This is a genomic window from Sorangium sp. So ce128, from assembly GCF_051525245.1.
Lineage (GTDB): Bacteria > Myxococcota_A > Polyangia > Polyangiales > Polyangiaceae > Sorangium > Sorangium cellulosum_B.
Genome location: NZ_CP150313.1, coordinates 909862 through 936594 on the forward strand (window position 1 = coordinate 909862; position 26733 = coordinate 936594).

A 26733-nucleotide genomic window follows, 5' to 3' on the forward strand; every position below is an offset into this window, starting at 1 on the left:
AGCCGACACGAGGGTGCGATGAAGAGGAATCGAGTGCGCTTGAAGCTGTGCTCCTTGGGGTTTGTCGTTTGCTCCGCCGGTTGCGATACGGTGTGGAGCAACGTCGCGGAGGACTGCGAGTTCACGCTGATGTGTGAGCACCACCGCGGATTGTGGGATGGCACCGGAGGCAGCGTGCCGAACCCGGCGTGCGAGGCTGATCCGACGGAGAACGCGAGCACGGTGACGGACGAGTGCGCGGTGTTCGCGAGCACGACGGCGGAAGCGGGGGGAGACGGGACGAAGGCGAGGCCGTACGCGTCACTCGCGGAGGCAGTGGCGAACGCGGGGAACAAGCGGGTGCTGGCGTGCGCGAGCGGTGCGTTCGCGGAGAGCGTGACGATCGAGGCCGGGGTCGAGGTGATCGGCGGCTTCGACTGCGGGGCGGAGTGGGCGTGGAGCGAGGAGGCGCGGAGCGCGATCGATGCGCCTGCGAACCAGATCGCGCTCACGGTGTCGGAGGCTGCGAGCGGGGCGAAGGTGCGGAGCTTCTCGGTCCGCGCGGCGAGCGCGACGGAGCTAGGTGGGTCGTCGATCGGCGTGGCGGTGGCGGACGTCGAGGCGGAACTGGCGCAGGTGGACGTGACGGCCGGCGATGGGATGGCCGGTGCGAACGGCGAGACGCCGACGGAGGCGCCGCACGCGGGGGCGAGCGCATCGGAGGTGGTGTCGAAGGCGTGCGAGGTCGTCTACGGCGGCGAGCCCGGCGTGACGATGTGCCAGGACGGCGAGACGCGCGGCGGTGCCGGTGGACTCGGCGGGACCACGGGTACCGACGAGGGCAATGGGCAGAAGGGTGCGGATGGTGCGCCGTTGCCGGAGCCGAACCCCGACGAATATGGGTTAGGCGGTGCTGGGCAAGCCGGCGCTGCGGGCAACTGCAGACGCGGGGAAGATGGCGCTCCAGGAGCTGCTGGCGTTGCTGGGGAGGCCAGTATTGACACGACGCTGACGTTGGCCGGAATCGAGGGCGGCGACGGCGGCATCGGCATACCTGGAACGCGTGGTCAAGGGGGAGGCGGCGGCGGAGGCGCAAAAGCAGGGCTGTTCTGCGGGCCCGTCGCGAACCCGCTGGATGGCCCCGGCGCCAGCGGTGGCGGAGGCGGAGCCGGCGGCTGCGGAGGAAAGGGCGGTGGTGGTGGGAAGGCGGGCGGGTCGAGCCTCGGGATCGTGAGCCTGGGGACGAAGCTTGTGCTCACGGAGGTGACCGTGGAGGTGGGGAAGGCAGGTAAGGGCGGAGATGGAGTGGTCGGTCAGAGCGGAGCAAACGGCGGGGCCGGTGGCCCTGGCGGAGATGCATCGGGAGTGTCGCCCTCGATCCGTGGCTGCGACGGCGGGCGAGGTGGCGCAGGCGGGGCCGGCGGCCCCGGCGCCGGCGGTCGGGGAGGTCATGCCGTGGGCATCGCGTACGCGGTGGCACCGAGCGCAGCGGTTGTGTTGAAGGACTTCGCCGAGGGCACAGTCGGGGATGGTGGCAGCGCGGGGCCGGGCGGGAACGCGGGTACGCCCGGAGCCAGCGGAGCGTGTTGGAACTTTGGTGGAAACGAGAGCTGCGGGCAGTGAGTAAAAGGTGTTGCTGCGTGGCAATTCCGCAGTTCTCAAGGGAATGCAATTGAAGGAGGAGGCCTCGGTGGGCCGTCGTCCGCGATCGCCTACCGAGGCGAGTCGGTGACGCAGGAAGGGCCGACGACGCAACAGCCCGGCACGCGAGGTGCTGGGGGAACCGGCGGAAGCAGCAACGTGTCGGATAACGCGGGCGCGGAAGGCATTGCAGCGGCGGAGCAGGCGTTTCCGTAAGCGACCGATGAGGTAGCGGGCGGCGTCGTCGACGGCGTCGCTCGCCGGCGCGAAGCGTGGCGAAAGAAGGGTTGGCGATCGCATGGAACGCGATCGACGGGGAGAGGTGTGTCCTGCGGGTGACCTGCGCGGCGACAAGCGGATGCTCCACCGGTACTGCAGGCGATGGCGGCAACGCGAGGCCGGGCGGGAACACTGGCGAACTGGGGACGAGCGGAGCGTGCCGCAACTTCGGTGGAAACGAGAGCTGTGGGCGGTGCGAGAAAAAATGGTGTCGCGTGGCAATTCCGCAGTTCTCAAGGGAATGCACTCGATTGTGAGCCCCCGGGCCGCGAGAAATACGTGCTGTCGAGTGATAATTGTATATGGCTCGAGGTAATGCGATTGATCGAACAAGAGGGCTGCAGTCTGTGAGCAGCTGAGCTGAAGGAGGAGACAAGAAATGGTTGGACGCACCCCGCGCCGGGGTGATAGGGATTCTTTTGTCGCGGAGACGCGGCACGGTGGGCTCCCCGGCGCTGACAACTTCACCACCACAGAGTGGACTGCCCAAGGCGCGGGCGGAGGTACCGTTGACCTGCTGACTTCTTCTGCGTCGGGCCGCGAGAGCGGATGTTATCCGACGGTCGCTGAAGGGAGCCCGGCAGCAGGTCGCTTTTGCTTCGCGCGAGAGCTGCCCGGCGCGGCGGGATGGCGGAGCCGCCGCGCCGGCTCGAACGTCCCCGTGCCTCAGGAGGCCCCTCGCGTCCGGCGCGTAGCGCGGGACATGGGAGGGGCGGACCGCGCGCAGGCGCGCAGGGCCGAGCATGGGCCGGGGGTGGGCATTCTCGTGCTCATCGCTGTTGTCGTCAGCACCCCCGCGCGAACTGCGTGGTGCGAGCAGCGGGTGCGGGTGGCTATGGGAGAGACGGCCGACGCGGCGCCGGCGAAGAACGAGGCGTCGACAGCCCCGGGAGCGACGACGGAGGGGGGCGGGAGCGCGACGGGTGCGGGGATCGTCGGGCTCGTGGCGGGGCCGCCGACGGTGCTGGTGGAGCCGCGACCGCTGCCGGACAAGAGAAGGAATTGGGTGTCGGTGATCACGCTGGGCGCGGCGAGTGCGGTGTGGCTCGGCGTCGGGATCGGGATGACGGTGGCGTCGAGAAATGCGCGGAGCGACGCGGACGGACATCGAGCGCAGATCCAGCAGATGCACGGACAGTGCATCGAGCCGCCGAGCGACTTGATCTATAGATGCCGCGACATGGAGCGTGAGGCGGGGCGCGCGGCTCGTTTCGGTACGGTGTCCGTGGTCAGCTATGCCGCGTCGGGGGCGCTGGCGATTGCCGCAGCCACGTATGCACTGTGGCCTCAACGCGCCACATCGGCGGGTCGCGCGCTGCGCGTCTTGCCCCAGACGTACGCAGACGGGGGCGGTGTCTTCATCGTGGGAGTGTGGTGAGCGAGGCGAGGGTGAGCACAATGAGGAACAGATGGATGACGTGGTTGATGAGCTGGGGTGCAGTTTCCATGGCGGTGAGCGGGTGCGACTATCTGTCTATCGGGCTGGCGGATGATTGCGAGTTCCTGCTCACGTGTCCTCATCATCTCGACGGTGGTGGCGGCAGCGTGCCGAACCCCGCATGCGAGGCGGACCCGACGAAGGACGCGAGCACGGTGACGGACGAGTGCGCGGTGTTCGCGAGCGCGACAGCGGAAGCGGGGGGAGACGGGACGAAGGCGAGGCCGTACGCGTCGCTCGGGGAGGCAGTAGCGAACGCGAACGGCAAGCGGGTGCTGGCGTGCGTGATCGAGCCGTTCGCTGAGAGCGTGACGATCGAGGCCGGGGTCGAGATGATCGGGGGCTTTGACTGCGGGGCGGGGTGGACGTGGAGCGAAGAGGCGCGGAGCGCGATCGAGGGGCCGGCGGATCAGATCGCGCTCACGCTGGGGGAGGGAGCGAGCGGGGCAAAGGTGCGGAGCTTCGCGGTGCGCGCTGCGAGCGCGACGAAGGCGGGCGGGTCGTCGATAGCGGTGCTGGTGGATGGAGCAACGGCGGAGTTGGCGCGGTGCGAGTTGATCGCGGGGAACGGAGCGGATGGCGCGGAGGGAGAGGATGCGCCGAGCGAGAGGCCGGCGCCGGCGCCTCCTGGGAACGCCGGAACGAACGCGTGCAGCGATGTTGATACATCAGGAGCGCCCGATGAAAGGCTACCGGGAGGCGGGCAGGTGGAGAACGCGTGCGGCAGCGCGCTGTCGATTGGCGGAGAAGGCGGCGCTGGAAGGGTAAACAACGGCAATGCCGGCCAGATAGGTCAGAGTGGGCCATTTGGGGCGGCAGGTGTCGGAGAACCACCGGCAGAGGCTTGGAGTTGCGGTGGTCCTGAACCGAACGGAACGGGCGATGGCGGCGCCGACGGTACGCCGGGTGATGCCGGCGAGCCTGCGAGCGGCCTCGGCACACTGAGTTCGTCGGGCTACGCCGGTACGAACGGCGGAGCCGGCGGAACGGGTAAGCCAGCGCAGGGCGGCGGCGGAGGCGGGGGCACGAAGGGTGGCGCGGCGATCTGCCCAGGCGCCATGCCGGGAGCTGGCGCGAGCGGCGGCAGCGGCGGCCCTGGTGGTTGCGGCGGGCTGCCCGGCCAAGGCGGCGGAGCCGGCGGAGCGAGCATCGCCCTGGCGAGCGTGGAGGGGAAGGTGACGCTGAAGGACTGCGTGCTGAAGGCAGGCGATGGGGGCAAGGGAGGTGCCGGCGGCGACCTTCAGCCGGGCGGATCGGGCGGGCTCGGCGGTGCTGGTGGCATGGGGGTCGGCGGGTCGAAGCACGCGTGCGATGGCGGGAAGGGAGGCCAGGGAGGTAACGGCGGTCCAGGAGGAGGAGGCCTCGGCGGGCCATCGTTCGCGATCGCGTACCGAGGCGAGGCGGTGAAGCAGGGAGGGCAGACCACGCTGGAACCGGGCACACCGGGCGCCGGGGGGCCCGGCGGGAGCAACAACGTGGCGGACAACGCGGGCGCAGAAGGCACGGCGGCGGCGGAGCAGCAACTTCCGTAAGTGAGCGACGAGGCAGCGGGCGGTCTCCTCTCCGGTGCCGCCTTCCGTCGCGACGTGTGATGGAGGCGACCCCGACGATCGCGCGACGCGCCATCGAGAGGGCGAGCCGTCTCCCGCAGGTGCCATGCACGGCGGCGAGCAGCGCCCGCCGGGCTGCTGCCACCGGCGAGCGGTGGAGAAAGTGAGGACGACCGTACGATTTTGTGATGACCCGGCCTGGCTGCGCGTAAGTAATCGAAAGACATCGATTTCTGGACGAAAACGCTAGGCGAGCTCTTTCGTGGCCGGCAGTATGCGCGCCGCTCGATCCCAAGGAGCGCCCTGCCGATGCGCCGGAATTCCAGTGGAAACGATGTCCCTCCCTCCGGAAGACGCCCCAGCCCGAGCGGGATGGGGGAGTGGGAGCGGATGTGGGTGCGCAGGCTGGGTCTCGAGGATGTGGAGTGGGACCCCGAGCTGCACTGCGAGCACTGCATCGCGAAGCGAGCGGCCTGGGAAGCGGTGATGGAGGAGCTGGCATCACGGTCGGGGAGCCGATCGAAGCTGCGGCTGAGCCCTGGGTGGGAGAAGATTCCACCGAGGGCGGGTAGGCGAAGCAGGCGGAGCAAGGGCCGCTGCAGGCGGCTGCTGCTGAAGATGGTTCGACTGGCGCGTCTCGTGCGCGATGATTTTTGAGCGCTTGAGCGAAAGGTCCCGTCGCGAGCTCCCAGCTCGAGCGAGCAGCCGCTGACGGCCTGAGCACGCCGAGGGCGCACGGCGACGGCGCAGCGCGCTGGGCGACAGAACAGGAGACCGGCGCACCGCGAGCGTGGTGCGCGCTGACTCGGCTCGTCCTTGCGACGAGCGTGCGAGGTGGAGGATGGTGCGTCCAACGATCGCCATCGAGGCAGGGGCCGAGGCCCTTGTGTCGAGGCGTCGTGCGAGCAACGAGGAGCGCTCTGGGGAGTTGCCTTGCCTGGGGCTCTTCCTGGTCACGGGCCGGCTTGGCGGAGAGGTCGTCTCCCCCACGGCGATCGAGATGGTGCATCCCGCTGTCGAGGCAGCCAGCGTGGACGATCTTGGTGCTGGTGAGATGATCGCGCCGCAGTGCCGGGACGAAGTGCGGCTCATGATGAGCCCGCGCCGAACAGGCCGCTCCGAGGACGAACGTCCGGGGCCCGGACCGAGCGGCGTGCAGGTGACATTCGCCGGTGTACTGCTCGCGCCAGGGGCGGCGTATATCGTCTACGCCGGCGATATACACATCTACCGGTTCCGTGGGGGGAAGCTGGAGGCGCGAACGCGTAAGGGGGCGGCGCTCGACGGTGGAGCGTTGGACGGATCCACCTCGCCGGATGCCCCAGCCATGCTGGGGCAACACGCCAGCGCGGCCACACGCGCGCTCGGCTGCGACGCAGCGGTGGAGATGACGGCCCAGGTCGAGGACACGGAGCCGGGTGACATCTTCCTCGCGTGCTCGGGGGGCCTCTGGGGCTCGGTGTCCGAGCAGCGCATCGCCGGCATCCTCGCAGCGCACCGTGAGCTGCGCCTGGCGGCGAGCCTGCTGATGGACTGCGCTCATGAGAACGGCGAGCCCGAGCAGGTAATGTGCGTCCTGGCACGTGTTGCGGGGTCTGTGGGTTGAACTCGTCAGGAGGAGCGGTGCAGCAGCGCCGGAGCGCGCGAAGGCCCGGAGGGACGAGCACGGGCCGGGGTGGGCAGAATTCTTGTGGGCGAAGGTGACGGCGCGAAGGGTGGGGAGGCGATCTTCCCGGGAGTCAGGCCGGCGCCGGAGCGAGCGGAGGCAGCGGCGAACCCCGCGGCTGCGGTGGACTGCCCGGGGAGGGAGCGGAGCGGCGAGCAGAGCCCGCTGGACTGCTGATCGCGGCGAGCGCTGCAGAAAAAATGAGAGACGGTATGATTTCGTGGCAATTTCGGAGGGCTGAACGTAACTCGGCAAAACGGCAACGATGATTCGAAGAAACCCCTTGGCGAGCTCATTCGTTGCCGGCAGAATGGGCGCCGCCCGAATTCAAGGAGCCCCATGCCGAAGCGCCGAAGGTCCCGCGGAGACGACCCCCCTCCCTCTGGTAAGCGCCCCAGCTTGAGCAAGATGGGCGAGTGGGAGCGGATGTGGGTACGGAGGCTGGGTCTCGAGGACATCGACTGGGATCCTGAGAAGTATTGTATGCACTGCATCGCGGAGCGGGCCGCTCGCGAAGAGGCGGCGGCGGAGGAGCTCGCGCCGCCGTCAGGGCCCAGACTGCCCGCGTCGCAGAGCCTCTTGTGGGCGAAGAACCCACGCCCGGCAGGTGGCCCTAAAGCGCGAAGCAAGCGTCGCCCCAAGCTGATGCTCGTGCCCTCGGTGCACCGCAGAAGCGAGGACTCTTGACCGAGAGGCCCCTTCACGAAGGGGCTGAATCGAGCGAGTCAACCAGCGGGTGTGGGGGACGCTGGCTCTGATGGGCTCTCCGGGAACCTGTCGTGTTGTGCCAGGACACCGCATCTCCGGCATCCTCGCTGCGCATCGCGAGCTGCTGCGCGCGGCGCGCCTTTGCGCGAGTCGCGGCTTCTGATGGATGGACTGCGCTCATGACCTCGCGCTGCGAGCCCGAGCGCGCGACGTGCGCCCCGGCGCGCGTCGGCAGCGGCCGAGGCGCTCCGCCATGAGCGCGATCAGCCCGTGCGCGCGCCCACACCTCGCGCAGGCTCACGCCGGCGCTCGGCTCTCCCCGGCCTCCCGCCCGAACGCCCGGCCGCAGCGCCGTCGCACGCAGGAAGCGCACCACGGCCTACCTCCGTGCGCCCCGCTCCTGCTACCCTCCTGGCCGTGGCGATAACGACCGATTTCCTCGTCATCGGTAGCGGTGTGGCTGGGCTGACCTTCGCGCTCGAGGCGGCCGAGCACGGCGAGGTGATCATCGTCACCAAGCGCGCGCGTGACGAATCCAACACGAAGTACGCCCAGGGGGGCATCGCCGCGGTCTTCGCCCCGGACGACTCCCCCGAGGCGCACATCGCCGACACGCTCGAGGCGGGGGCGGGCCTCTGTCACGAGGTGGTCGTCGAGATCTGCGCGCGGGAGGGGCCCGAGCGGGTGCGCGAGCTCATCGCGCGGGGCGCCCAGTTCGATCACGAGAACGGCCAGGTGCGCCTCGGGCGCGAGGGAGGGCACTCCGCGCGGCGGATCGTGCACGCCGCCGACGCGACCGGCCTCGAGATCGAGCGTGCGCTCCTCGAGCAGGCCCGGCAGAACCCGAACATCCGCTTCGCCGAGCACCACACGGCGATCGACCTCATCCCGCTCTCCCGGTTCGGGGGGCCGGACATCTGCGCCGGCGCCTACGTGCTCGACGAGACCGACGCCGCGCTGAACGGCGGGCCGCGGCCGCGCGACTCGGAGCGGCCAGCGCCCCGGCACCGGCCGGCCTCGAAGCCGCACGTCGTCGAGACCTACCTCGCGCGGGCGACCGTGCTCGCGACCGGCGGCGCAGGCAAGGTCTACCTCTACACGACGAACCCCGACGTCGCGACGGGCGACGGCGTCGCCATGGCCTACCGGGCAGGCGCCGAGATCGCGAACATGGAGTTCTACCAGTTCCACCCGACGTGCCTGTTCCACCCGGAGGCGAAGAGCTTCCTCGTGAGCGAGGCGCTGCGCGGCGAGGGCGCCATCCTCCGGCTGCCGGACGGGACGGCCTTCATGGCCAGCCACGATCCGCGCAAGGACCTCGCGCCGCGCGACATCGTGGCGCGGGCCATCGACTTCGAGATGAAGCGGACAGGCTCGGACTACGTGCTGCTCGACATCACCCACCGGCCCGCGAGCTTCGTCCGCGAGCACTTCCCGACCATCCACGCGCAGTGCCTGCGCTACGGCATCGACATCACCGCGCAGCCGATCCCCGTCGTGCCGGCCGCCCACTACATGTGCGGCGGGATCACCACCGATCTCTACGGCAGGACGACGATCCCCGGGCTCTGGGCGATCGGCGAGTGCACGTGCACGGGGCTGCACGGCGCGAACCGGCTCGCCTCGAACTCGCTGCTCGAGGGGCTCGTCTTCGGCCACCGCGCGGCCGCGCGCCTCGGCACCCAGATCGCCGAGCTCCGGCAGAGCGCGTTCCCCGATGTGCCCGAGTGGCAGGTCGGCAACGCGGTCGCCAGCGACGAGGAGGTCGTCGTCGCCCACAACTGGGACGAGCTGCGCCGCACCATGTGGAACTACGTCGGCATCGTCCGGTCCGACGCCCGCCTCCGGCGCGCCGCCCGGCGGATCTCCCTGCTCCAGGAGGAGATCCGCGAGTACTACTGGAAGCACCTTGTCACCCGGGATCTGCTCGAGCTGCGCAACATCTCCACCGTGGCCGAGCTCATCGTCGGCTGCGCCTCCGCCCGGCACGAGAGCCGGGGGCTGCACACGACGATCGACTACCCGGAGACGAACGATCGCCTCGGCACGGACACGGTCGTGAAGCGGGGCGTCCTGCCTTATCTGCGAGGTCGATGAGCGATCTGCACGGCACCCCCGACCCTCCGCCGAGCGGCGGAGGGCCCGGTCCGCTCGTCCGTCGAGGCGGCGAGGAGCGACCGATGTCGATCCCCGGGGCCATCGGCTGGACCGTGGGCGTCACCGCGCTGTTCCTGTTCCTGCTCGGCCTGATCTCCTCCTTCCGGATGGAGCCGGCGCTCGACGGCGCGGGCTCGTTCCGGGCGGCGCCGAAGCTCGACGTCATCGGCAGCTTCGCGTGCCAGGCCGCGGCGTACCTGCTCGGGCTCTTCGGCGTGCTCCAGGTGCACGCGCCCCGCGCGTCGATCCGGCAGTTCCTCGGCGTGCGCGGGACGCACGTGGCCTTCTATCCGCTGGCGATCGCGCTCGGCTTCGCGCTCGAGGGGCCCATCGCCGCGCTCTACACGGCGATCGAGGCGCGCTGGCCGTCGGGGATCGACGACGCCGAGCTCGTCCGGGTCTTCGTCGACGCGAGCGCGCCCGAGCGGGCCGCGCTCGGCCTCATCTTCATCGTGCTCGGCCCCGCGCTGGAGGAGGTCTTCTTCCGGGGAGCGCTCGCCCGCCCGCTGCGCTGGACGCACCGCGCGCCGCTCGTGATCGCGATCACGGCCGCGCTCTTCGCGGTGGCCCACGTCGGGTGGCAGAAGTTCCTGCCGATCGGCATCTTCGGCGCGGCCCTCGGCGTCCTCCGCGTCGCGAGCGGCTCGCTCTTGCCGTCCATCCTCCTCCACGGCACCTACAACGCCATCCAGTGCTTCTCGCTCCTCTCCGCGGCGGGCGCGGGGGCCGCCGACGGCGCGCCCTCGGCCGCCGGCGCCGCGCTGCCCGACGCCGCGGCGAGCCCGGTGTGGCTCGTGGCGGTGAGCTCCGCCTCTGCGCTCGTGTTGACCGCGCTCGCCTGCGTCCTCGGCCGTCGCGCCGAGGGGGCGGCCCGCGCGAGGGAAAAGGACCTCTCATGATGCCGTCGTTCGGGAGCCAAGGCGGCGGCGAGAGCCGATCCGCGCAAATCGCAGCGGGGGACGGCGAGGGCCGCTCCTCCGGGACCGTGGACGCGAGCGGCCAGGGCCGCGCCGCTCCGCGCGCCGGGGCGAAGCGAGCGCGCGTCAGCCTCTGCTTGCCCGGGGGCGGCCTGACGGGCGCGCTCTACCAGATCGGCGCGCTCGCGGCGCTCGAGGATGGCGTCGAGGGGATCGACAACCAGAGCTTCTCGCTCTACCTCGGGCACGGCAGCGGCGCCGCGGTGGCCGCGGCCCTGGCGGGCGGAATCCCGATCGAGCGGCTCTACCGCGCCCTGCTCGATCCGGTCGACAACTTCTTCCCGCTGGAGCGCAGCCACCTCCTCCACATCGACGTCGGCGAGTGGCGGCGCGCGCTCAGCACCAGCCTGGTCGCGCTCCGCCACGCGATCGTCCGGCTCACGACCCGGGGCGACGCGACCCCGAACGCGCCGGCGCAGCAGTACCTGTTCGAGCAGCTCGATCGCTTCAACGACTCGCTCCCCGCGGGGCTCTTCCAGCTCGATCGTTACGAGCGGTTCCTCGGCGAGTTCTTCCTGAGGCGCGGCATCCCGAACTCGTTCCGCGCGATGCCGCGGACGCTGCGCATCCCGGCGCACGACCTCGACTCGGGCGAGCGCGTCGTCTTCGGCGCCGAGGGGTTCGACCACGTCCCGGTGTCGCTCGCCTGCGCGGCGTCGCTCGCGCTCCCGCTGTTCTTCTCGCCGGTGCGCGTCGAGCACCGCCACTACCTCGACGGCGGGCTGGGCCACGTGGCGCACCTCGATCTCGCGCAGGCCGCCGGCGTGGACCTCACGATCGTCGTGAGCCCGCTCGTGCCCGTCTCCACCGCGCACCGCCCCGTCCCGACAGGGCACGGGGTGCGCGAGAGCGTGCGCGACAAGGGCATGCTCTGGATCTTCAACCAGGCGATGCGGATCGGGGCGCACGCGCGGCTCCACCAGGCGGTGGGGCGCGCGCTCGCCGAGGGCAAGATGCAGGTCCTCGTGCTCGAGCCCGCGCGGAACGACGCGCTGCTGTTCCTCCACAACCCCGCCAACCTGCGCGCGCGGCGCGCCATCCTGGAGTACGCCTACCGGACGACGCGCGAGCGCATCGCGGTGTGGATGGACAAGAACCGCGCCGTGGTCGAGGCGATGGGGTGGCACGAGGCCCGCGCGTCGGGCCCGTCGTCTGGCTGAGGCGCATCGCCGACCCGAGAACCTGGTCAGCGGGCCCAGGGCGCATCGGCCGCCCGAGCGCCCGCTCGGCCGGCGAGGGCCGGTCAGCTGGCGAGGGATGAGAAACGGGCGATCGTCAGCTCGTCGGGCGGGACGCTGATGCGGGCGCGCGGGATGGCGACGCCGTGGAGGTAGCGCCAGCCCTCGCCGTCGTGGAGGAAATCGGACAGCTCGACGAACGATCGATCGACGCCTGCCTCGAAGATCTTGGCGAGGAACAGCACCGACGCCGAGTCACCGCTCTGCAGGCTGTCGAGGATCTGGAGGCCCCGGTACCGGTGGTGATGGATCGTCACCTTCAGCTCGCGGAGCACCTGATCCCTGTCGCGCCCGCGGTCGATGTGGCCCATGTGCAGCGTCCGCCAGAGGTAGGCGGTGTCTCCGACGGCGAACGCGGCGTACCGCGAGCGCATCAGCGCCACGGCGTCGGGCGCCTCGCGATCGCCCAGATGGCAGGGGGCGCAGCACTCGCGGTACGAGCGCCCCGAGCCGCACGGGCACGGGCGGGAGAGGGTCCCCGTACCAGGACGAACATCTCGGGTCATGGGCGTTCTCTACACGGGTTCGTGCCCCGTTGCAGCGCCCTGGGGGCGTCGAGATGGGGCGCGGCGGGCGTGCGGCAGGGCGGCCCGGCACGGCATGGCGCGGCCTGCGGCAGGACGGCCCGGCACGGCATGGCGTGGCCCGGCGCCGTCGCGCCGTCCAGGGCCGACCCGCGCGCGTCCCTGAGCGAAGCCTCTTGCGGGGCGCCGGCGAGGACGGTAAGGCGGGCGGGAAGTATGCCCGCAGCGCGCGCTCACGCCGCGGCCCTCCTCCTGGCCCTCGCCCTGGTTCTGGGGGGCTGCAAGCGCCAATACGCCATCGGCGATCATGTCCTCGTGACGTGGGAAGGGAACGTCTACCCGGCGGAGGTCATCGAGGTCCTGGGCCCGACGAAGTTCAAGATCCACTACCAGGGATACGACGACATCTGGGACGAAGTTGTACCTCGTGAACGGATCCGCGGCCTCGTCGAGGGCAATGTCGTCCACCCGCCGCCGCCGCCGAAGGTCCGGAGCAAGGGGCTGCAGGCGTCGCAGACCAACGTCTACAAGATCGGCGACAGGGTCCGCGTCGAGTGGCACGGGCAGATGTACCCGGCGGTCGTCACCGGCATCGTGGGGCAAGAGCGCTACCGCATCCACTACGACGGCTACGGATCCGAGTGGGACGAGACGGTCGGGCTTTCCAGGATTCAAGCCAAGTAGCGTGAAATGTTCACGCGCGATCATTTTCCCCCTGGCGCTGTCCATGGGGCCGAATTAAGAGCCGCGCCGAATTTCTGACTGGGCGATCGCAAGAGTGCGCCGCCTGGCTGACGTTCGATGCGTGCCGCACGCCCTCCACGGGCACGCCCCCACGGGTGCGCGGCGGGGAGCCTTCTGTGATCAGCGAACTGTCCAAGCTGCGCAATATCGGGATCAGCGCCCACATCGATTCGGGCAAGACAACGCTGACCGAGCGCATCCTCTTTTACACCAAGCGGATCCACGCCATCCACGACGTCAAGGGCAAGGACGGCGTCGGCGCGAAGATGGACTCGATGGATCTCGAGCGCGAGCGCGGGATCACCATCCAGTCCGCGGCCACGCACTGCTTCTGGAACGGGCACCAGATCAACGTGATCGACACGCCCGGCCACGTGGACTTCACGATCGAGGTCGAGCGCGCGATGCGCGTGCTCGACGGTGCGATCCTGGTCCTCTGCGCCGTCGCCGGCGTGCAGAGCCAGTCGCTCACGGTCGACCGCCAGATGCGCCGCTACGGCGTCCCGCGCATCGCGTTCGTGAACAAGTGCGACCGCGCCGGCGCGAACCCGCTGCGGGTCCGCGCGCAGCTGCGCGAGAAGCTCAACCTGAACCCGGTGCTGCTGCAGCTGCCGATCGGGCTCGAGGACAAGTTCGAGGGGGTCGTCGACCTCATCGCGATGAAGTCCTACCGGTTCGAGGGGGCGAACGGCGAGAAGATCGTCGTCGGCGAGATCCCGGCCGAGATGGCCGACGAGGTGAAGACGGCGCGCGAGGAGATGCTCGACGCGCTCTCGATGTACTCCGACGAGCTCACGGAGGCGATCCTCGAGGAGCGCGTCACCGAGGAGCTCCTCCAGAGGGCGATCCGCGAGGCGACCGTGAAGCTCCAGATTGTCCCGGTGATGATGGGGTCGGCCTACAAGAACAAGGCGGTGCAGGTCCTGCTCGACGGCGTGACCCGCTACCTGCCGACGCCCGCCGACATCACGAACAAGGCCGTGGATCTCGACAAGGACGAGGCCGAGGTCGTCCTGTCGAGCGACTCGGAGAAGCCGCTCGTGATGCTCGCGTTCAAGCTCGAGGATGGCCGCTTCGGCCAGCTCACGTACCTGCGGGTCTACCAGGGCAACCTGGCCCGCGGCGGCGAGATCACGAACACCCGCACGGGCAAGCGCCACAAGGTCGGCCGCCTCGTCCGCATGCACGCGGACGAGATGGAGGACATCGACTCCGCGGGCGCGGGCGACATCGTCGCGATGTTCGGCATCGACTGCAACTCCGGGGACACCTTCACGGACGGGACCCTGAGCGTCGCGATGACGTCGATGCACGTGCCCGACCCGGTCATCTCGCTCACCGTGACGCCCAAGGACAACAAGGCCCAGGCGAACATGTCGAAGGCGCTGCGCCGCTTCACCAAGGAGGACCCGACCTTCCGCGTCGGGGCGGATCCGGAGAGCGGCGAGACGATCATCCAGGGCATGGGTGAGCTCCACCTGGACGTCTACATCGAGCGCATGAAGCGCGAGTACGCGGCCGAGGTCGTCACGAGCCCGCCGCGCGTCGCGTACCGCGAGACGATCACGCGCCGCGTCGACTTCAACTACACGCACAAGAAGCAGACCGGCGGCTCCGGTCAGTACGGCAAGGTCGGCGGCTTCATCGAGCCGTGGACGGAGGCGCCGTTCCGGTTCGACGATCAGGTCGTCGGCGGCGCGATCCCGCGCGAGTTCATCCCGGCGGTCGAGAAGGGCTTCGTGTCGATGCTCGCCAAGGGGCAGCTCATCGGCGCGCCCGTCACGGGCGTGTCGGTCACGCTGAACGACGGCGCGGCCCACGCGGTCGACTCGTCCGACATCGCCTTCCAGGAGGCCGCGCGCGGCGCCTGGCGCGAGACGTACCCGAAGGCCGGCCCGCAGATCCTGGAGCCGCTGATGAAGGTCGCCTGCGAGGGGCCGAGCGAGTACCAGGGCGGCATCGTCGGCATCCTCATGCAGCGGCGCGGCATCATCGTCGGTTCGACCGAGGCAGACGGCTTCTGCCGCGTCGAGGCGGAGGTGCCGCTCTCCGACATGTTCGGCTTCTCGACCGTCCTCCGCTCCGCCACCCAGGGCAAAGCCGAGTTCACGATGGAGTTCTCGCGCTATGCTCCTCTTCCGGCGGCGCTTGGTGAGGAGCTCATCAAGAAATACCGGGAAGAGCAGGCGAAGAAGGCCAAGTGAGGGGGTCGGCATGTACCGCAAAGAGGTAAACGAGCGGAGCCCCATGCGGGTCTTCGAGGGGTCGATGCACGGCGGGCTGGGTCGCGGCAACGTCGGCGTCATCGTCTCCCGGCCCGGCGTGGGCAAGACGGCGTTGCTCGTGCAGATTGCGCTCGACGATCTGCTGCGGGATCGCCGGGTCCTCCACATCTCGCACGAGAACGCGGTCGATCACGTCCGCGCGTACTACGACGAGATCTTCCACGATCTCGCGCAGTCGATGCGGCTCGAGGAGCCGGAGGCCGTCCGGCTCGAGGTCGAGCGGCACCGGCAGATCTACTCGCACCTCGGCCATGTGAAGGCGTCGGCCGACGCGCCCGAAGAGGCGGCGCGCCTGTGGGTCGAGAAGATGCTCGAGACGGTGGCGTTCGCGCGCGGCGTCGCCCACTTCGAGCCCGACGTGATCATCGTCGACGGCTTCGACGTGGCGGTCGCGTCGGAGCAGGCGATGGAGGCGCTCGGGCGGCTCGCGAAGGAGCGCTCCGCCGAGGTCTGGGTCGCGGCCCAGGTCGACGAGGCGAGCCCTCCCGGCAAGCTGCCTGCCGCGCTCCAGAAGGTCGAGCGGCACCTCAACGTGGTCGTCTACCTGCAGCCGGAGCGCGACGTGGTTCGCCTGCGGCTGCTGAAGGACCACGGCAACAAGGATCTCGCCGATCTCCACCTGCGGCTCGATCCCCACTCGATGCGCGTCATCGACGAGGACGTGCGGCCCCCCTCGGAGCGGCCGAAGGACCCGCGGAGCTTCCGCGTGCACTCGGGCGGCGCCAAGGGGGCCGAGGCCGAGTTCGGGGCGTGCGCCGAGCGGTACGGGGTGCAGGAGCTGAACTACAGCTTCGAGGGCCACCGGCTCCTCGAGCGCCAGCGCGGCGTGGTCGTGCTGGGGGACGACGAGCTGCGCAAGGGCGACTTCAGCCTCGTCTACGTGTCGCGGCGCCTCGGCCGCGTGCTGAGCGAGATCCCGCTCGTGCGCAACATCCTCCAGACGATCTGGCACCAGATCAACGCGGCCAGCCAGGTCTTCGTCGTGGGCACGCTCCAGGAGGACGGCACCGTGCGCGGCGGCACCGGCTGGGGCGCGGAGCTCGCGCGCCTCTGGAAGAAGCAGCTGTTCGTCTACGATCAGGAGAAGCGCGGCTGGTTCCGCTGGAGCGGTTCGGCCTGGGAGATGGCGCGGCAGCCGAGCATCACCTGCGAGAACTTCGCCGGCATCGGCACGCAGGACCTCAACGACGCCGGCCGCGACGCGATCCGCGACCTCTTCGCGCGCAGCTTCGGCGAGCCTGGCTGAGAGAGCCGATCGCAGGGGCGCCCTCCGCCGCGCACGCGGCCGCGGGGGCGCCTCGCTGCGGCGCGCAGCAGGCCGGCGCGAAGCGGGCCTGCTGCGCCGAGCCGCTCAGGCTGAGTGCTTCTGGATGAGCTGGGCGAGGCGCGGAACGGCCTCCTCGACGTTCTTCTTCGCTGAGCCGCGCAGCTTCTCGTAGGTGCCGCGCACCACGCCGCTCGACGACGACTTCGCCTTCTCGTCGGTGATGCTGAGGAGCGCGTCGGCGATCCGCGAGCGGTTCGACGTGAAGAAGGAGCTCGGGTTGCCGCTGCTCGCGGCCTCGGTCCAGATGGGATCGAGCTTCTTGGCGAACTCGGGCAGGAGCTTCTCGACCACCTGCTGGATGAAGCCGGGCTTGATGCCCTTCACGGCCGCGTAGCCGGCCTTGACCGCCAGGCCGGAGAGTCCGCTCTTCGAAGCCACCTCCTCGTCGACCAGCGTGCAACAGTCGGCGACGACCTTGGATTTCTTGTTCGCATCGAGCAGCGTTTCGCTGAGACCCATTCTCGAACTCCTCCGGGCGCTTCGGAGGCCGGTCGCGGCCCCCGGACCCATGTCAGCGTGACCCCCGGCAGGGAGCCGCGACCACGTCGAGCGGACCGGTGGTCCGCTCCCGACCACATCGAAGCGCGGCTCTTACCACAGCGGCCCGAAGGCCGGCATCGCAAGCGCCCACCCGGGAAACCTTCGGTCCAGGACGGCTCTCGTCCGATGTCGACCGTCCGGGATGGCACCGCAACGCCGTCACGCGCTCGATTCTCGGAAATGCCGCGCGGAGACCGCATGCATGGCCGCCCCTCGCGCGCCATACTCAAGATGTAATTTGAATCACAATCTGGCGTGGCGGGCGCTCGCCGTTGTCGTGTCGCGAGGCCTGCGGGGGGCTCATGGACGTTACCTGCGAAATCTGCGGAATCGTCACCACGGTGTCGAGCGACGCGCGCGGCGGGGCTGCGCTCGAGTGCAGCGTCTGCGGCGGTGCGATGCTCCGTGCGCACGGGAGGGGTGCGGCAGCGCCCCCGGCGGGAGGCGCCGGCCGGCGATCGAGCCGGCCTCCTCCGCCGCTCCGGCGATCGAGCGCGCCCTCGGTGCCACGGAGCGACGATGACCCGACGATCATGGATCTCCGGTCGCTCGCGCTGAAGTCGTTCATCGCGACGCTTCCCGCCGCGACGACGACGTCGAGCGCGTCGGCGGCGGGCTCGGTCGCGCCGGGCAGCGGCCCGGTCGCTCCGGCGGCGGTGGGCCTGACGACGCCACAGGCGATCCGGGGCGTGGAGTCGACCGCGGCGACCGCCTCGAGCGCGTTCGCGGGTACGGCGCCGGTCGTGGTCGATGCGCCGAGCGTGAGCGACGTGATGCGCGTCCACGACGCGCTCGTGCCCGTCGCGGTGCCCTCGCGGGCGCGATCACGAGCCCGCGTGCGCATCCTCGCGGCGGCGACGGTGGCCGGCGCCCTGGTGATCGCTGTCGGGCTCACGCTGATCGCCGGCCGGATGTCGCGCGCGCCGCGGGATGACGTGCCGCCTGCAGCGCAGCGCGGCGTGTCCCGGGCCGGGGAGATCGCGCGCGAGGTGCGCGTGCCGCTCGAGGCGTCCGGCCCCGGGAGGACGGCGCTGCGCGGGCTCGACGCGCGCGCGCGAGCGGCCGACGAGGACGAGGCCAGCGCCGCCGAGCCCGCCACGGCGCCGCAGCCGCGCGCCGCACCGGAGGCGGGCGCGCGCGAGGCCTCCGGGGCGAGTGTGCGTCCGCCCGCCGCTCCGGGGGCCCGCGCCCGGCCTGAGCGTCAGCCGTCGCCTTCGCTCGCGTCCGAGGAGGTGTCGCGGCCTCAGGCGCCGATGTCGCTCACCGATGCGATGGCTGCAGCCGTCGCCGACCCCCCGGCCCCGGCGGCTGTGGAGACGCAGCGCCAGGCGGACACCACCGAGGAATAGCCAGCGTCGAGGGAGCGCGGCTGGCCAACCGTTGGTGCCCAAAATATTCCCGCGCCTGGAGCGGGCGATGCATCGCGGCACTTTGACGGAATGCCTGTCATCCAGGCGCGCCGGCTCGCCGGCGGGCGCTCAAAATGCTGCAACGCGCCTCCCGGCGTGGTAACGGCATGCCCATGACAAACCTGCCTGCGTTGATCCTCGTGGTCTCGGCGCCCCTTGCCGCCTTCGCGGCCGGCTGCGGCTCCGATCCGCAGCCGCCGGCGAATGTCGCCAGCGACGTCGCGCCCCCTCCGGTGGCGAAGACCGCCGCCCCGCCTGCCCCGAAGCAGGACACCGCGAAGCCGACGAGCGGATCGATCCGCATCGACGACAAGATCCTCAAGGCCTGCGGCGATCTACCGACCGCCCGCTTCGCGTTCGACTCGACGTCGATCGAGGGCGAGGCCGCGGGCGCGCTCGACGCGCTCGCGCGCTGCTTCGTCTCGGGTCCGCTCAAGGGCAAGGGGATGAAGCTCATCGGCCACGCCGACCCCCGGGGGGAGACGGAGTACAACCTGGGCCTCGGCCAGAAGCGCGCCGGCAGCGTCGCGGAGTACCTCGGCAAGAAGGGCCTCGAGCAGGGCCGCATCGCGACCTCGTCGAAGGGCGAGTTCGAGGCGACCGGCACGGACGAAGAGGGCTGGGCGCGCGACCGGAAGGTCGACATCCTGCTCGCGGACTGAGCGCCGCGCCGCTTGCGGCGCTGGGCGAACTTGAAGAGGGCCACGGCCGCGCTTCCAGGCGAGAGAGGGGGCCGCGGCCGCAAACTCCACTGAACGGGGCCGCGCGCGGAACCCTGACGAGCCGACTCCCTGACCTGAAGAGATCGAAATGGCCTTCCTGCAAAGCGCCCCCGAGCCGGCGACGGCGGTCCCGATCAAGCTCGATCCCGTCTCCCTGGTCCTTCACGCCTCCGGTCCGGTCTTCCTGGTCGTCTGGCTGCTGATCTTCGCGGCGATCCTCGTCTGGGTGATCGCCGTCCTCAAGGTCCTCCAGCTCGCGCGGCTCGCCTCGCAGCAGGCGCGGTTCGAGCAGGAGTCGGCGCACGCCCACTCGCCCGATCAGCTGTTCGCGCTCGCGCAGCGGCACGCGGACGCGCCCGGCGCCCGCGTCGTGATGGAGCTGAGCCGCCGCGTCGGGACGAGCCGGCTCCTCGACTCGATCGCGAAGCGGGCGATCGTGACCGAGACGCAGCGCGCGAGCGCGCTCATGCCGACGCTCTCGTCGATCGCGGCGGCGTCGCCGTTCATCGGCCTGTTCGGCACGGTCTACGGGATCATGGACGCGTTCCTCCGCATCGGTCAGCAGAAGAGCGCGTCGCTGCCCGTCGTCGCCCCGGCCATCGGCGAGGCGCTCATCGCGACCGCGATCGGGCTGTTCGCCGCGATCCCCGCGGTCATCGCCTACAACGGGATCAACAAGCGCATCGACGACCTGCTCTCCGCGCTCGAGGCCGCGAGCGAGGGCTGGGTGGAGATCGCGTCGCTCTCCGCGCGGGGGATGCAGGAGTCCATCCCGCTCGCGCTCCAGCGGTCGAGCGACCGGCCCACGCCGGTGATGCCGAAGGGCTGAGGGGCGGGGCCGATCATGGGCATGTCGGTCGGTGGAGGGCGCAGGCGGCGCGGCGGCGGCGGGTTCAGCGACATCAACGTCACGCCGCTCGTGGACGTGATGCTCGTGCTCCTCGTTGTGTTCATGGTCACGGCCCCGCTGCTCACGGCCGGGCTCCGGGTCGAGCTGCCCAACGTCTCCGCCGAGGAGGCGCCGACGAAGGACACGAAGCTCGTCGTGACCGTCACGAAGGAAGAGAAGATCCTCTTCGGCGAGGACGACGCGACCGCCGACATCGAGGCCGTGCTCGCCTCGAACGGGCGCGTGCAGAAGGAGAAGGAGCTCTACATCCGCGCCGACAAGGACGCCCGCTACGGCGCCGTGGCGCGGGTCGTCGCCGCCGCCCGGGCCGCCGGGGTCGAGGGGCTGAACCTCCTCGTCCAGCCGGAGATCGAGCCGGAGGGCGCGCCGCCGCCGCCCGGGGGAACGGCGCCGCGACCCGGGGGAGCCGCGCCGCGGCCCGGAGGTGCGGCGCCGTGAGCACGGCTGCGGCGCGCGCGCCCGGACCGAGGACGCCGCCGGGGCAGCGTCGGCCGGCGAGCGACTTCCGCCCGCGGGACATCGCGCTCGCCGTCGCGGTGGCGATGGCCGTGCAGGCGGGGGCCGCCGTCGCGGTCAGCCTGGCCGATCTCGCCGTGCCCGCTGCGGCGCCCGAGATCGACAAGGGGCCGAGCGTCCCGGTGAAGGTCGTGCCGGTGCTCGACATGGACACGCCGCTGCTCAAGCTGGGCGGCAAGCGCGACAAGATGAAGCTGCCCGACCGGTGGGTGCGCCAGACGCCCAAGCCGCGCGTCGAGCAGAAGGCGTTCGTGTCGCCGAGCGCGGGCAAGACCGAGGCGGACATCCCGCCCCCGGAGGTCAAGATCGCGGACGCGGGCACCGCGCCGCCGCCGCCCGACGCCGAGATCGCGAAGCAGGTCGACACCGAGCTCGATCCGAAGACCGACGCCGCCCCGGCCGCCAACGTCGACCAGGAGGGCCACGAGGACGGCGTGAAGGAGGGGACCGAGACCGATCCCCTCAAGGCGCGCGCGGTGGATCTGTACCTGGCCCGCATCGCGGGCTGGTTCTCGAGCAGGTTCCGCGTGAACGGCTCGGGGCTCCCGCCGGAGGAGCTCACGAAGCACAAGCCGCGCGCGGTCATCGTCCTGTCCGACGGGCAGATGGTGAGCTACACGCTGACGCCGAGCGGGAATCCCGCCTTCGACGCGGCCGCGCAGGCGACCCTCGAGGCGGCGAAGGGGCAGGCGCTGCCGCCGCCGCCCGAGAATTATCCCAACCTCGGGCAGAAGCAGGTCAGCGTCACGTTCGTCTGTAGAGAGACCACATGCGACTAGCTCGATATGCCCTCGGCGCCCTGGCGCTCGCCGCCGCCGCGCTCGCTGCTCCCCCTGCTCCTGCGCAGGCGCCGGCCTCCTCGGCGGCGCCGCCCAACCCGGACGAGCTGCTCGGCCACATCACGGTCGTGGCCGGCGCGACGCGCCCGCTCCCGAAGATCGGCGTCCTGCCGTCGCTCGTCTCGGACCCCGAGGACGTGACGATCCACAGCGTGGTCCGGCGCGACCTCGAGCTGTGCGGCGAGTTCGAGGTGCTGCCCGACAGCGCCGCGCCCGACGGACTGTACCTCTCCGACAGCCCCGTGGACGTGAAGGCGTGGTCCGCGAAGGGGGTCGAGGCGGTCGTGAGCGTGAGCGGCAAGAAGGTCGCCGCTGACAAGGTCGAGCTCGTCGGCCAGGCGTTCCTGGTGAACCGCGGGCAGGCCCCGGTGTTCGACAAGAAGTTCATCGTGCCCCTCCGCGACGTGCGCTTCGAGTCGCACCGGGTGGCCGACCAGCTGATCGGCGCCCTCACCGGCCAGAACGGCGGTTTCGCCAGCCACATGACGTTCGCCTCGGGCTCGGGCTCGCTGCGGCGTGTCTTCACGATCGACGCCGACGGCCATGACGCCAGGGCCGTCTCGCCGCCCGACCAGACCGCCATCGCCCCTGCGTTCGGGAAGAACGAGCAGCTCCACTACGCGGCGAGCGTGAAGGGCGACGAGTACAAGGTCTTCACGCCCTCCGGCGGCCCGCTCCCGCTGCCCGTGAAGGGCTCGGTCTACGGGATCGCGTTCTCGAAGGATCGCGCCCAGGTCGCCCTCAGCATCGGGGTGGGGTCGACGATCAAGCTGTTCTCCGGGCCCGATCTCCAGAGCATCAAGCCGGCGTCCGAGGTGGGGATGGCGCTCCACCCGGTGTTCACGCCGACCGGCAAGCTCGCCTTCTCCGGCGAGGGCAGGTACGGACAGCGCATCTACGTCGGTGGCAAGGCGATCTCCCCGGACGGGCTCTTCGCCTCGGCGCCCACGTTCTGCAACCACCCCGACGGCGTGAAGGCCGTCTATGCCGTCGGTGTGGGAAAGAACACCGACCTCGTCGCCTCGGGGGAGACGGGCGGCGGCCTCGTACGGTTGACCCAGAATCAGGGCAGGAACGGGTACCCGGCCTGCAGTCCCGACGGGCGACTCGTGGCGTTCTTCTCCACGCGTACCTCCGGCGAGGGGCCAGGGCTCTACGTCATGCGCGTCGACGGGCAGCGCCCGAAGCGCATTTCGAACCTCCTCGGGGACTCGCTGCGCTGGGATCCTCTTCCGCCCGGCAAGGCCGTCGAAGCGAAGAACTGACGGGGCGAGCCGCGGGCACGGCCCGGACATCCGGCGTGTGTCCGATCGAGGGCCGCCCGCATCGTGGCTGAGCCAGGCGTTCTCTCTCCGACAACTTTTTACGTCCCGGCACGTCTGACGTGGGTAGTTCCTGCGCGCCCTCCCGCGCCGCTGCTGCGAGCGACGACGATGAAGGGAGAGCGCGTTAGCAGCCCCCGCTTCCTTGGCCCACCGCGTCGGTCGCGGTTAGCCTCCGGACTGCTCAGGGGGAGAGTTGGCTGGAAAATTGCACCGAAATTGGGACGAACCGCCCTGGCCAGCCAGCCAAGAGGAAATGGAGAAGTGCATGGTGTCGAGCCGTATCTGGACCGCCATCGCGATCGTCTGGGCCTTCTGTGCCGGTGGCTGCAGCCAGGTGGCGGCGGTTCAGGAGGCGAGGATCAGCGAGCAGGGGGGGTTCAGGAACCCGGAGCATCGGCTCGCCGCGGCAGAGGACGGGGGTTACTGCAGCGCCGAGGTGCTGCGCTGGCAGTACGATGAGCCGGCGGCGACGCTCCGCCTTGCCGATGCCCGTTTGATGCTCGACTGCTGCGGGAAGCGCGCGATCCACGTCGAGAGGATCGACAGCCTCTTCGAGGTCACCGAGCAGGACGCGCCGGACGGCGCCGGAGGTCGCTGCAGCGACCAGTGCGCCTTCGATCTTTCCGTTGGCGTGCGCGACGTCCCGCAGGGCGAGGTCTACGTGAAGCTGCTGCGCGACGTCGTCGATCAGCAGGGCGGCCCGGCCGTGATCTGGAGCGGCTCCCTCGATCTGGGGGTCTCCGCCGGCGCGGTCGTCCTCGACGAAACCCCCGCGGAAGCCGGCTGCCAGGCGAAGGGCTCCCCGCGCCAGCGCAGCAAGACGGTCGCCGCGCGATGAGGCGCTGAGCACACGCCCCTGCATCGCTCCGCAGCACCGCATCCGAGGTCGGCAGGGGGGAGAGCTCGCGGTCGTCCCGGCGCGCATGGCGGCGCGTCATGGGGTGGGATGGTGGAGGATGATGGAGGAGCTTGGTCGACCATGACGTTGATGGTCAGAGAATCGGGCTAACTCTGCCACTTTCGCCTGGACAAGGTTTCCAGAAACCCGTAAATCACACTCGAATGTGCGTGCAGCTGCTCCGGGGTGCGGCGCATGTGCGCACCTTATGTACGTTGGCTTGCAGCTGAATCCCTAGGCGCAAGTAGCGGACACGTGAAGCGCGTTTCTAGAGGCCCTGGTTCTTTGCCTTTTGGGCGTATTTTGACAGTGTCGCGGGACAGCCAAGGAAATCGGGGCATGAAGTACATGGGGGTCTGTGGAGCGCTTGCAACGGTGGGGTCGCTGCTTGCTCTGAGCGCGTGCCTGGAGGCGGAGCCCGCGCAGGTGGGGCTCGTGAGCGAGGCCGGCGGGTTCGTGGATCCGGAGCGGCGGCTCGCCTCCGAGGGGGAGGAGAGCTACTGCGGGGCCGAGGTCCTGCGCTGGCGCTACGACCACTCCAGCGGCGCCCTGAAGATCGCGGACAGCCGGCTCCTGCTGAACTGTTGCGGCCAGCGCGCGATGCACGTCGACAGGATCGACAGCATCTACGAGATCACCGAGCGGGACGAGCCCGATGCGGCGAATCCGAGGTGTGATTCGGTCTGCGCGTTCGACTTCGCGGTGGCGATCCCCGAGGTCGCCCAGCGCAAGGTCTACGTGCGGCTGCTGCGCGACGTCGTCGACGCGCAGGGCAGCGCAGAGCTCGTCTGGCAGGGCGAGATCGACGTCCGGAAGTCGGCCGGCGAGGTGGTGCTCGATCGTGCCGCCGCTCCGGGCGAGGCCTGCAGCGGGCCGTCCCAGCAGCCGCTCACCGCCCAGCAGCCGCTCGCCGTCCAGTAGCCGCTTGCTGCTCCGGCCTGGGAGCGGCCCCGTTGCGCAGGAGCGCTCGCAGGGTGCAGGCGCTGCGCTGCGTGCTGCCGGCGCGGTGCGCCTGGTGATTGGCTCCGTGTCGTCGTGACGGAACACGCGATCGAACCACCACCCGGTGGTTGAGCGACGGTGGAGCAACGCCCCGGCGGTCTGTCTCAGTCGATCAGCGTGCGCGCGGGGCGGCCAGGCTCGCACTTCACGAGCGTGGCGGTCAGCTCGAGCGTCTCGGGGAGCGTGCCCTGCACCTGCGCGACGACCTGCTCGACCACGTGCTGAGCCTCGTCCAGGTTGGGACCCACGATGGAGACGACGAACGTGAGCGGGCCGGTGCGCCCGGCGGCGGCCGGCGTCAGGCTGAGCAGCAACGTCTGGGTCAAATCGACGACCTGAAGCGCGGCCTTGCGCAGCGCGAGCATCTCGAGGATCGTCGGTCGCAGGCTCACGAGGCCGTTCTGGCCGCGGAGCTCGAAGCGCGCGATCTGCATCGGCACCTCGCCCCACTCGGCGAAGAAGCCATCCTCGTCGATCGCCTTCATCAGGTGCTCGCGCACGAGCAGCCCCGTGAGGCCGTCGCGCCGGGCGAGGTAACGCTTCGCCTTGTCGTGGTGCGGCGAGTCGGGCCCGAACGTGACCACCATGAGACGGCACTCGCCGAGCTGCACCTCGGCCCCATGAAGCAGCGAGACCTGCGCTTTGCGCTCGAAGGGGAAGTCCGCGTAGGTGCCGTTCGTGCTGTTGAGATCCTCGACCAGCCAGGAGCCCGTCTGCCAGCGGAGGAGCGCGTGTGACCCGGAGACGGTCGCCTCGGCGAGGACGAGGTCCTGATCGCTGCGGCGGCCGATGGAGAGCACCGGCTTCTGCAGCGGGAACAGGGTGGCGACGCTGTCGGGCGCGTTCGTGGCGTACGTGATGAGCAGCGACTGCGCGCCCGGCGTGAACTGCGTCTTGATGGCTCGCCCAGGCGCGGGGCCGGGATCGATGCGCTCGCGCGGCAGCTGGATCGGCGCGGTCGCGGTCTGCGTCGGGTTGAAGAACCGCATGTGCCGCGCCTGCGGGCGCATCTGCGGATCCGGGTTCAGCGCGCGGAAGATCTGCCTGATCTCGTCGTTCGTCAGCGCGGCGGGCACGTCGAACGTGATCTGCTGCTTCATCGTCTTGAGCCGCGGCTTGTAGCCGGGCTCGGGGACGCGGCAGGTCCACATCTCCCAGAGCGTCAGCGCCGCCGCGTAGACGTCGTCCTCCGGGCTCGCGCCGCCGCTGCGCAGCCGCTCCGGCGACATGTAGTGAGGCGTGCCGCCGTCCGGAGGCGCCCCCGGCTTGCGCACGGCGGCGCGGGCGCGCTCCTTCGCGAAGCCGAAGTCGAGGATGACCGCCCGATCGTCGGCGACCATCACGTTGCCGGGCTTCAGATCGCCGTGCACGAGCCCCTGCTGGTGGATCGCGGCGAGCCCCGCGCAGACATCGGTCGAGATCTTTCGGAACTCGTCGGCGCTGAACCCGCCCGACGTCTTGCGCTTGCGGATGTGGTTGTGGAGCGTCTGCCCGGGGATGTACTCCATCACGAGGATGGGCCCCCATGGGCTCGGGGCGAGGTCGTGCACGCGGCAGACGTTCGGGTGGCGGGCCTTCTGCGCGAGGATCACCTCCTGCCGCAGCGCCTCGTCGTCGCCGGGCATGGCGGAGGCCTCGGGCACCACCTTGAGCGCCACCTGTTGCTGGGTCAGGCGGTCGAAGGCCAAGAACACCTCGCCCATGCCGCCTTTGCCGATGCTCTTCAGGACCTCGTAGCGGTCGTTGATGACCGTTCCGACGTCGATGGGAGGGAGGGGATCTTTGGTCACGGCCACGGGCGCACGAAGGGTGAGGAAGAGCTCCGCGACGGCGCCGAAGGAGACGCGCCGGGACGCCGATACGGACTGCGCGCAGGGTCGTCCATTCGAGCGCCGGGCGCAACGAGTCGTTGCACAAGCGCTGCACGCGGCCCGTTCGGCGCCCTACGGGACCGCCCCGCCGCTCCTTCACAGAGCAGCCAGGCCGCCGTGCGGGGCCCGCGGCGCGGGGCCGCCGTGGTCGTCGCGGCCGTCCACAGACGCGCGCGGCGCGCCGCGTT

The 26733-nt window shown here is 70.5% G+C and carries 22 protein-coding genes; 19 read left to right on the top strand and 3 right to left on the bottom strand.

Going from position 1 to position 26733, the window contains the following annotated elements:
• Window positions 1-18 precede the first annotated feature (18 nt).
• The 8 genes from WME82_RS03590 (at window position 19) to WME82_RS03625 (ending at window position 11555) form a co-directional block, all read left to right on the top strand.
• A complete protein-coding gene (locus tag WME82_RS03590) occupies window positions 19-1602 on the top strand; it encodes a hypothetical protein (RefSeq protein WP_438041679.1) in 1584 nt (527 codons plus the stop codon).
• Window positions 1603-2653: 1051 nt separating this feature from the next.
• Entirely contained in the window at window positions 2654-3277 is a 624-nt protein-coding gene (locus tag WME82_RS03595; RefSeq protein WP_438041680.1) for a hypothetical protein, read from the top strand.
• Window positions 3278-3312: 35 nt separating this feature from the next.
• Window positions 3313-4869, top strand: coding sequence for a hypothetical protein (locus WME82_RS03600; RefSeq protein WP_438041681.1), 1557 nt, complete (start codon window positions 3313-3315; stop codon window positions 4867-4869).
• Window positions 4870-5728: 859 nt separating this feature from the next.
• Window positions 5729-6493 carry a PP2C family protein-serine/threonine phosphatase gene (locus WME82_RS03605; RefSeq protein WP_438041682.1) on the top strand — a complete coding sequence of 255 codons (765 nt, stop codon included), beginning with the start codon at window positions 5729-5731 and terminating at the stop codon, window positions 6491-6493.
• 69 nt (window positions 6494-6562) lie between these two features.
• Entirely contained in the window at window positions 6563-6730 is a 168-nt protein-coding gene (locus WME82_RS03610; RefSeq protein ID WP_438041683.1) for a hypothetical protein, read from the top strand.
• Between the two features lie 948 nt (window positions 6731-7678).
• Window positions 7679-9358: an L-aspartate oxidase gene (locus WME82_RS03615; RefSeq protein ID WP_438041684.1), complete on the top strand. Its 1680-nt coding sequence runs from the start codon at window positions 7679-7681 to the stop codon at window positions 9356-9358.
• 83 nt (window positions 9359-9441) lie between these two features.
• On the top strand, window positions 9442-10317 hold the full coding sequence (locus WME82_RS03620) for a CPBP family intramembrane glutamic endopeptidase (protein ID WP_437744140.1): 876 nt from the start codon (window positions 9442-9444) through the stop codon (window positions 10315-10317).
• Window positions 10314-11555, top strand: coding sequence for a patatin-like phospholipase family protein (locus WME82_RS03625; RefSeq protein WP_438041685.1), 1242 nt, complete (start codon window positions 10314-10316; stop codon window positions 11553-11555). The genes WME82_RS03620 and WME82_RS03625 overlap by 4 nt, the downstream gene beginning before the upstream one ends.
• Window positions 11556-11638: 83 nt before the next feature.
• Here WME82_RS03625 and WME82_RS03630 read toward each other — a convergent pair whose 3' ends face one another.
• Window positions 11639-12139, bottom strand: coding sequence for a YchJ family protein (locus tag WME82_RS03630; RefSeq protein ID WP_437297724.1), 501 nt, complete (start codon window positions 12137-12139; stop codon window positions 11639-11641).
• Window positions 12140-12373: 234 nt separating this feature from the next.
• Between WME82_RS03630 and WME82_RS03635 the strand changes: the two genes are divergently transcribed.
• From WME82_RS03635 to WME82_RS03645, 3 genes are all read left to right on the top strand, one after another.
• Window positions 12374-12841: a Tudor-knot domain-containing protein gene (locus WME82_RS03635; RefSeq protein WP_437549458.1), complete on the top strand. Its 468-nt coding sequence runs from the start codon at window positions 12374-12376 to the stop codon at window positions 12839-12841.
• Between the two features lie 176 nt (window positions 12842-13017).
• Window positions 13018-15105 carry an elongation factor G gene (fusA, locus tag WME82_RS03640; protein ID WP_438041686.1) on the top strand — a complete coding sequence of 696 codons (2088 nt, stop codon included), beginning with the start codon at window positions 13018-13020 and terminating at the stop codon, window positions 15103-15105.
• A 10-nt stretch (window positions 15106-15115) separates the two neighbouring features.
• Window positions 15116-16432, top strand: coding sequence for a hypothetical protein (locus WME82_RS03645; RefSeq protein WP_438041687.1), 1317 nt, complete (start codon window positions 15116-15118; stop codon window positions 16430-16432).
• Window positions 16433-16537: 105 nt separating this feature from the next.
• On the opposite strand, the gene WME82_RS03650 is transcribed toward WME82_RS03645, so the two are convergent.
• Window positions 16538-16972: a DUF6918 family protein gene (locus WME82_RS03650; protein ID WP_437549462.1), complete on the bottom strand. Its 435-nt coding sequence runs from the start codon at window positions 16970-16972 to the stop codon at window positions 16538-16540.
• 614 nt (window positions 16973-17586) lie between these two features.
• Here WME82_RS03650 and WME82_RS03655 point away from each other — a divergent pair.
• The 8 genes from WME82_RS03655 (at window position 17587) to WME82_RS03690 (ending at window position 24593) form a co-directional block, all read left to right on the top strand.
• Window positions 17587-18402: a hypothetical protein gene (locus tag WME82_RS03655; protein WP_438041688.1), complete on the top strand. Its 816-nt coding sequence runs from the start codon at window positions 17587-17589 to the stop codon at window positions 18400-18402.
• A 167-nt stretch (window positions 18403-18569) separates the two neighbouring features.
• A complete protein-coding gene (locus WME82_RS03660; RefSeq protein ID WP_438041689.1) occupies window positions 18570-19124 on the top strand; it encodes an OmpA family protein in 555 nt (184 codons plus the stop codon).
• 148 nt (window positions 19125-19272) lie between these two features.
• Entirely contained in the window at window positions 19273-20013 is a 741-nt protein-coding gene (locus WME82_RS03665; protein ID WP_437744145.1) for a MotA/TolQ/ExbB proton channel family protein, read from the top strand.
• 21 nt (window positions 20014-20034) lie between these two features.
• On the top strand, window positions 20035-20532 hold the full coding sequence (locus tag WME82_RS03670) for a biopolymer transporter ExbD (protein ID WP_437914721.1): 498 nt from the start codon (window positions 20035-20037) through the stop codon (window positions 20530-20532).
• Entirely contained in the window at window positions 20529-21389 is an 861-nt protein-coding gene (locus WME82_RS03675; RefSeq protein ID WP_437864343.1) for a TonB C-terminal domain-containing protein, read from the top strand. The genes WME82_RS03670 and WME82_RS03675 overlap by 4 nt, the downstream gene beginning before the upstream one ends.
• On the top strand, window positions 21380-22714 hold the full coding sequence (locus WME82_RS03680; RefSeq protein WP_438041690.1) for a tolB protein: 1335 nt from the start codon (window positions 21380-21382) through the stop codon (window positions 22712-22714). The genes WME82_RS03675 and WME82_RS03680 overlap by 10 nt, the downstream gene beginning before the upstream one ends.
• 325 nt (window positions 22715-23039) lie before the next feature.
• The gene (locus WME82_RS03685) at window positions 23040-23612 is read left to right on the top strand and encodes a hypothetical protein (protein WP_438041691.1); all 573 of its coding nucleotides are present in this window, start codon (window positions 23040-23042) and stop codon (window positions 23610-23612) included.
• A gap of 399 nt (window positions 23613-24011) precedes the next feature.
• Complete coding sequence (locus WME82_RS03690) at window positions 24012-24593, top strand: hypothetical protein (RefSeq protein ID WP_438041692.1); 582 nt, start codon at window positions 24012-24014, stop codon at window positions 24591-24593.
• Between the two features lie 185 nt (window positions 24594-24778).
• Here WME82_RS03690 and WME82_RS03695 read toward each other — a convergent pair whose 3' ends face one another.
• Window positions 24779-26464, bottom strand: coding sequence for an FHA domain-containing serine/threonine-protein kinase (locus tag WME82_RS03695; protein WP_157906421.1), 1686 nt, complete (start codon window positions 26462-26464; stop codon window positions 24779-24781).
• Window positions 26465-26733: the final 269 nt, after the last annotated feature.

Excerpts from the sequence above, each read along its gene's own strand:
- WME82_RS03590 (WP_438041679.1), top strand. The coding sequence starts at position 19 with ATGAAGAGGAATCGAGTGCGCTTGAAGCTGTGCTCCTTGGGGTTTGTC.
- WME82_RS03600 (WP_438041681.1), top strand. The coding sequence starts at position 3,313 with ATGACGTGGTTGATGAGCTGGGGTGCAGTTTCCATGGCGGTGAGCGGG.
- WME82_RS03605 (WP_438041682.1), top strand. The coding sequence starts at position 5,729 with ATGGTGCGTCCAACGATCGCCATCGAGGCAGGGGCCGAGGCCCTTGTG.
- WME82_RS03620 (WP_437744140.1), top strand. The coding sequence starts at position 9,442 with ATGTCGATCCCCGGGGCCATCGGCTGGACCGTGGGCGTCACCGCGCTG.
- WME82_RS03625 (WP_438041685.1), top strand. The coding sequence starts at position 10,314 with ATGATGCCGTCGTTCGGGAGCCAAGGCGGCGGCGAGAGCCGATCCGCG.
- WME82_RS03630 (WP_437297724.1), bottom strand. The coding sequence starts at position 12,139 with ATGACCCGAGATGTTCGTCCTGGTACGGGGACCCTCTCCCGCCCGTGC.
- WME82_RS03635 (WP_437549458.1), top strand. The coding sequence starts at position 12,374 with ATGCCCGCAGCGCGCGCTCACGCCGCGGCCCTCCTCCTGGCCCTCGCC.
- WME82_RS03645 (WP_438041687.1), top strand. The coding sequence starts at position 15,116 with ATGTACCGCAAAGAGGTAAACGAGCGGAGCCCCATGCGGGTCTTCGAG.
- WME82_RS03650 (WP_437549462.1), bottom strand. The coding sequence starts at position 16,972 with ATGGGTCTCAGCGAAACGCTGCTCGATGCGAACAAGAAATCCAAGGTC.
- WME82_RS03655 (WP_438041688.1), top strand. The coding sequence starts at position 17,587 with ATGGATCTCCGGTCGCTCGCGCTGAAGTCGTTCATCGCGACGCTTCCC.
- WME82_RS03660 (WP_438041689.1), top strand. The coding sequence starts at position 18,570 with ATGCCCATGACAAACCTGCCTGCGTTGATCCTCGTGGTCTCGGCGCCC.
- WME82_RS03665 (WP_437744145.1), top strand. The coding sequence starts at position 19,273 with ATGGCCTTCCTGCAAAGCGCCCCCGAGCCGGCGACGGCGGTCCCGATC.
- WME82_RS03670 (WP_437914721.1), top strand. The coding sequence starts at position 20,035 with ATGTCGGTCGGTGGAGGGCGCAGGCGGCGCGGCGGCGGCGGGTTCAGC.
- WME82_RS03680 (WP_438041690.1), top strand. The coding sequence starts at position 21,380 with ATGCGACTAGCTCGATATGCCCTCGGCGCCCTGGCGCTCGCCGCCGCC.
- WME82_RS03685 (WP_438041691.1), top strand. The coding sequence starts at position 23,040 with ATGGTGTCGAGCCGTATCTGGACCGCCATCGCGATCGTCTGGGCCTTC.
- WME82_RS03690 (WP_438041692.1), top strand. The coding sequence starts at position 24,012 with ATGAAGTACATGGGGGTCTGTGGAGCGCTTGCAACGGTGGGGTCGCTG.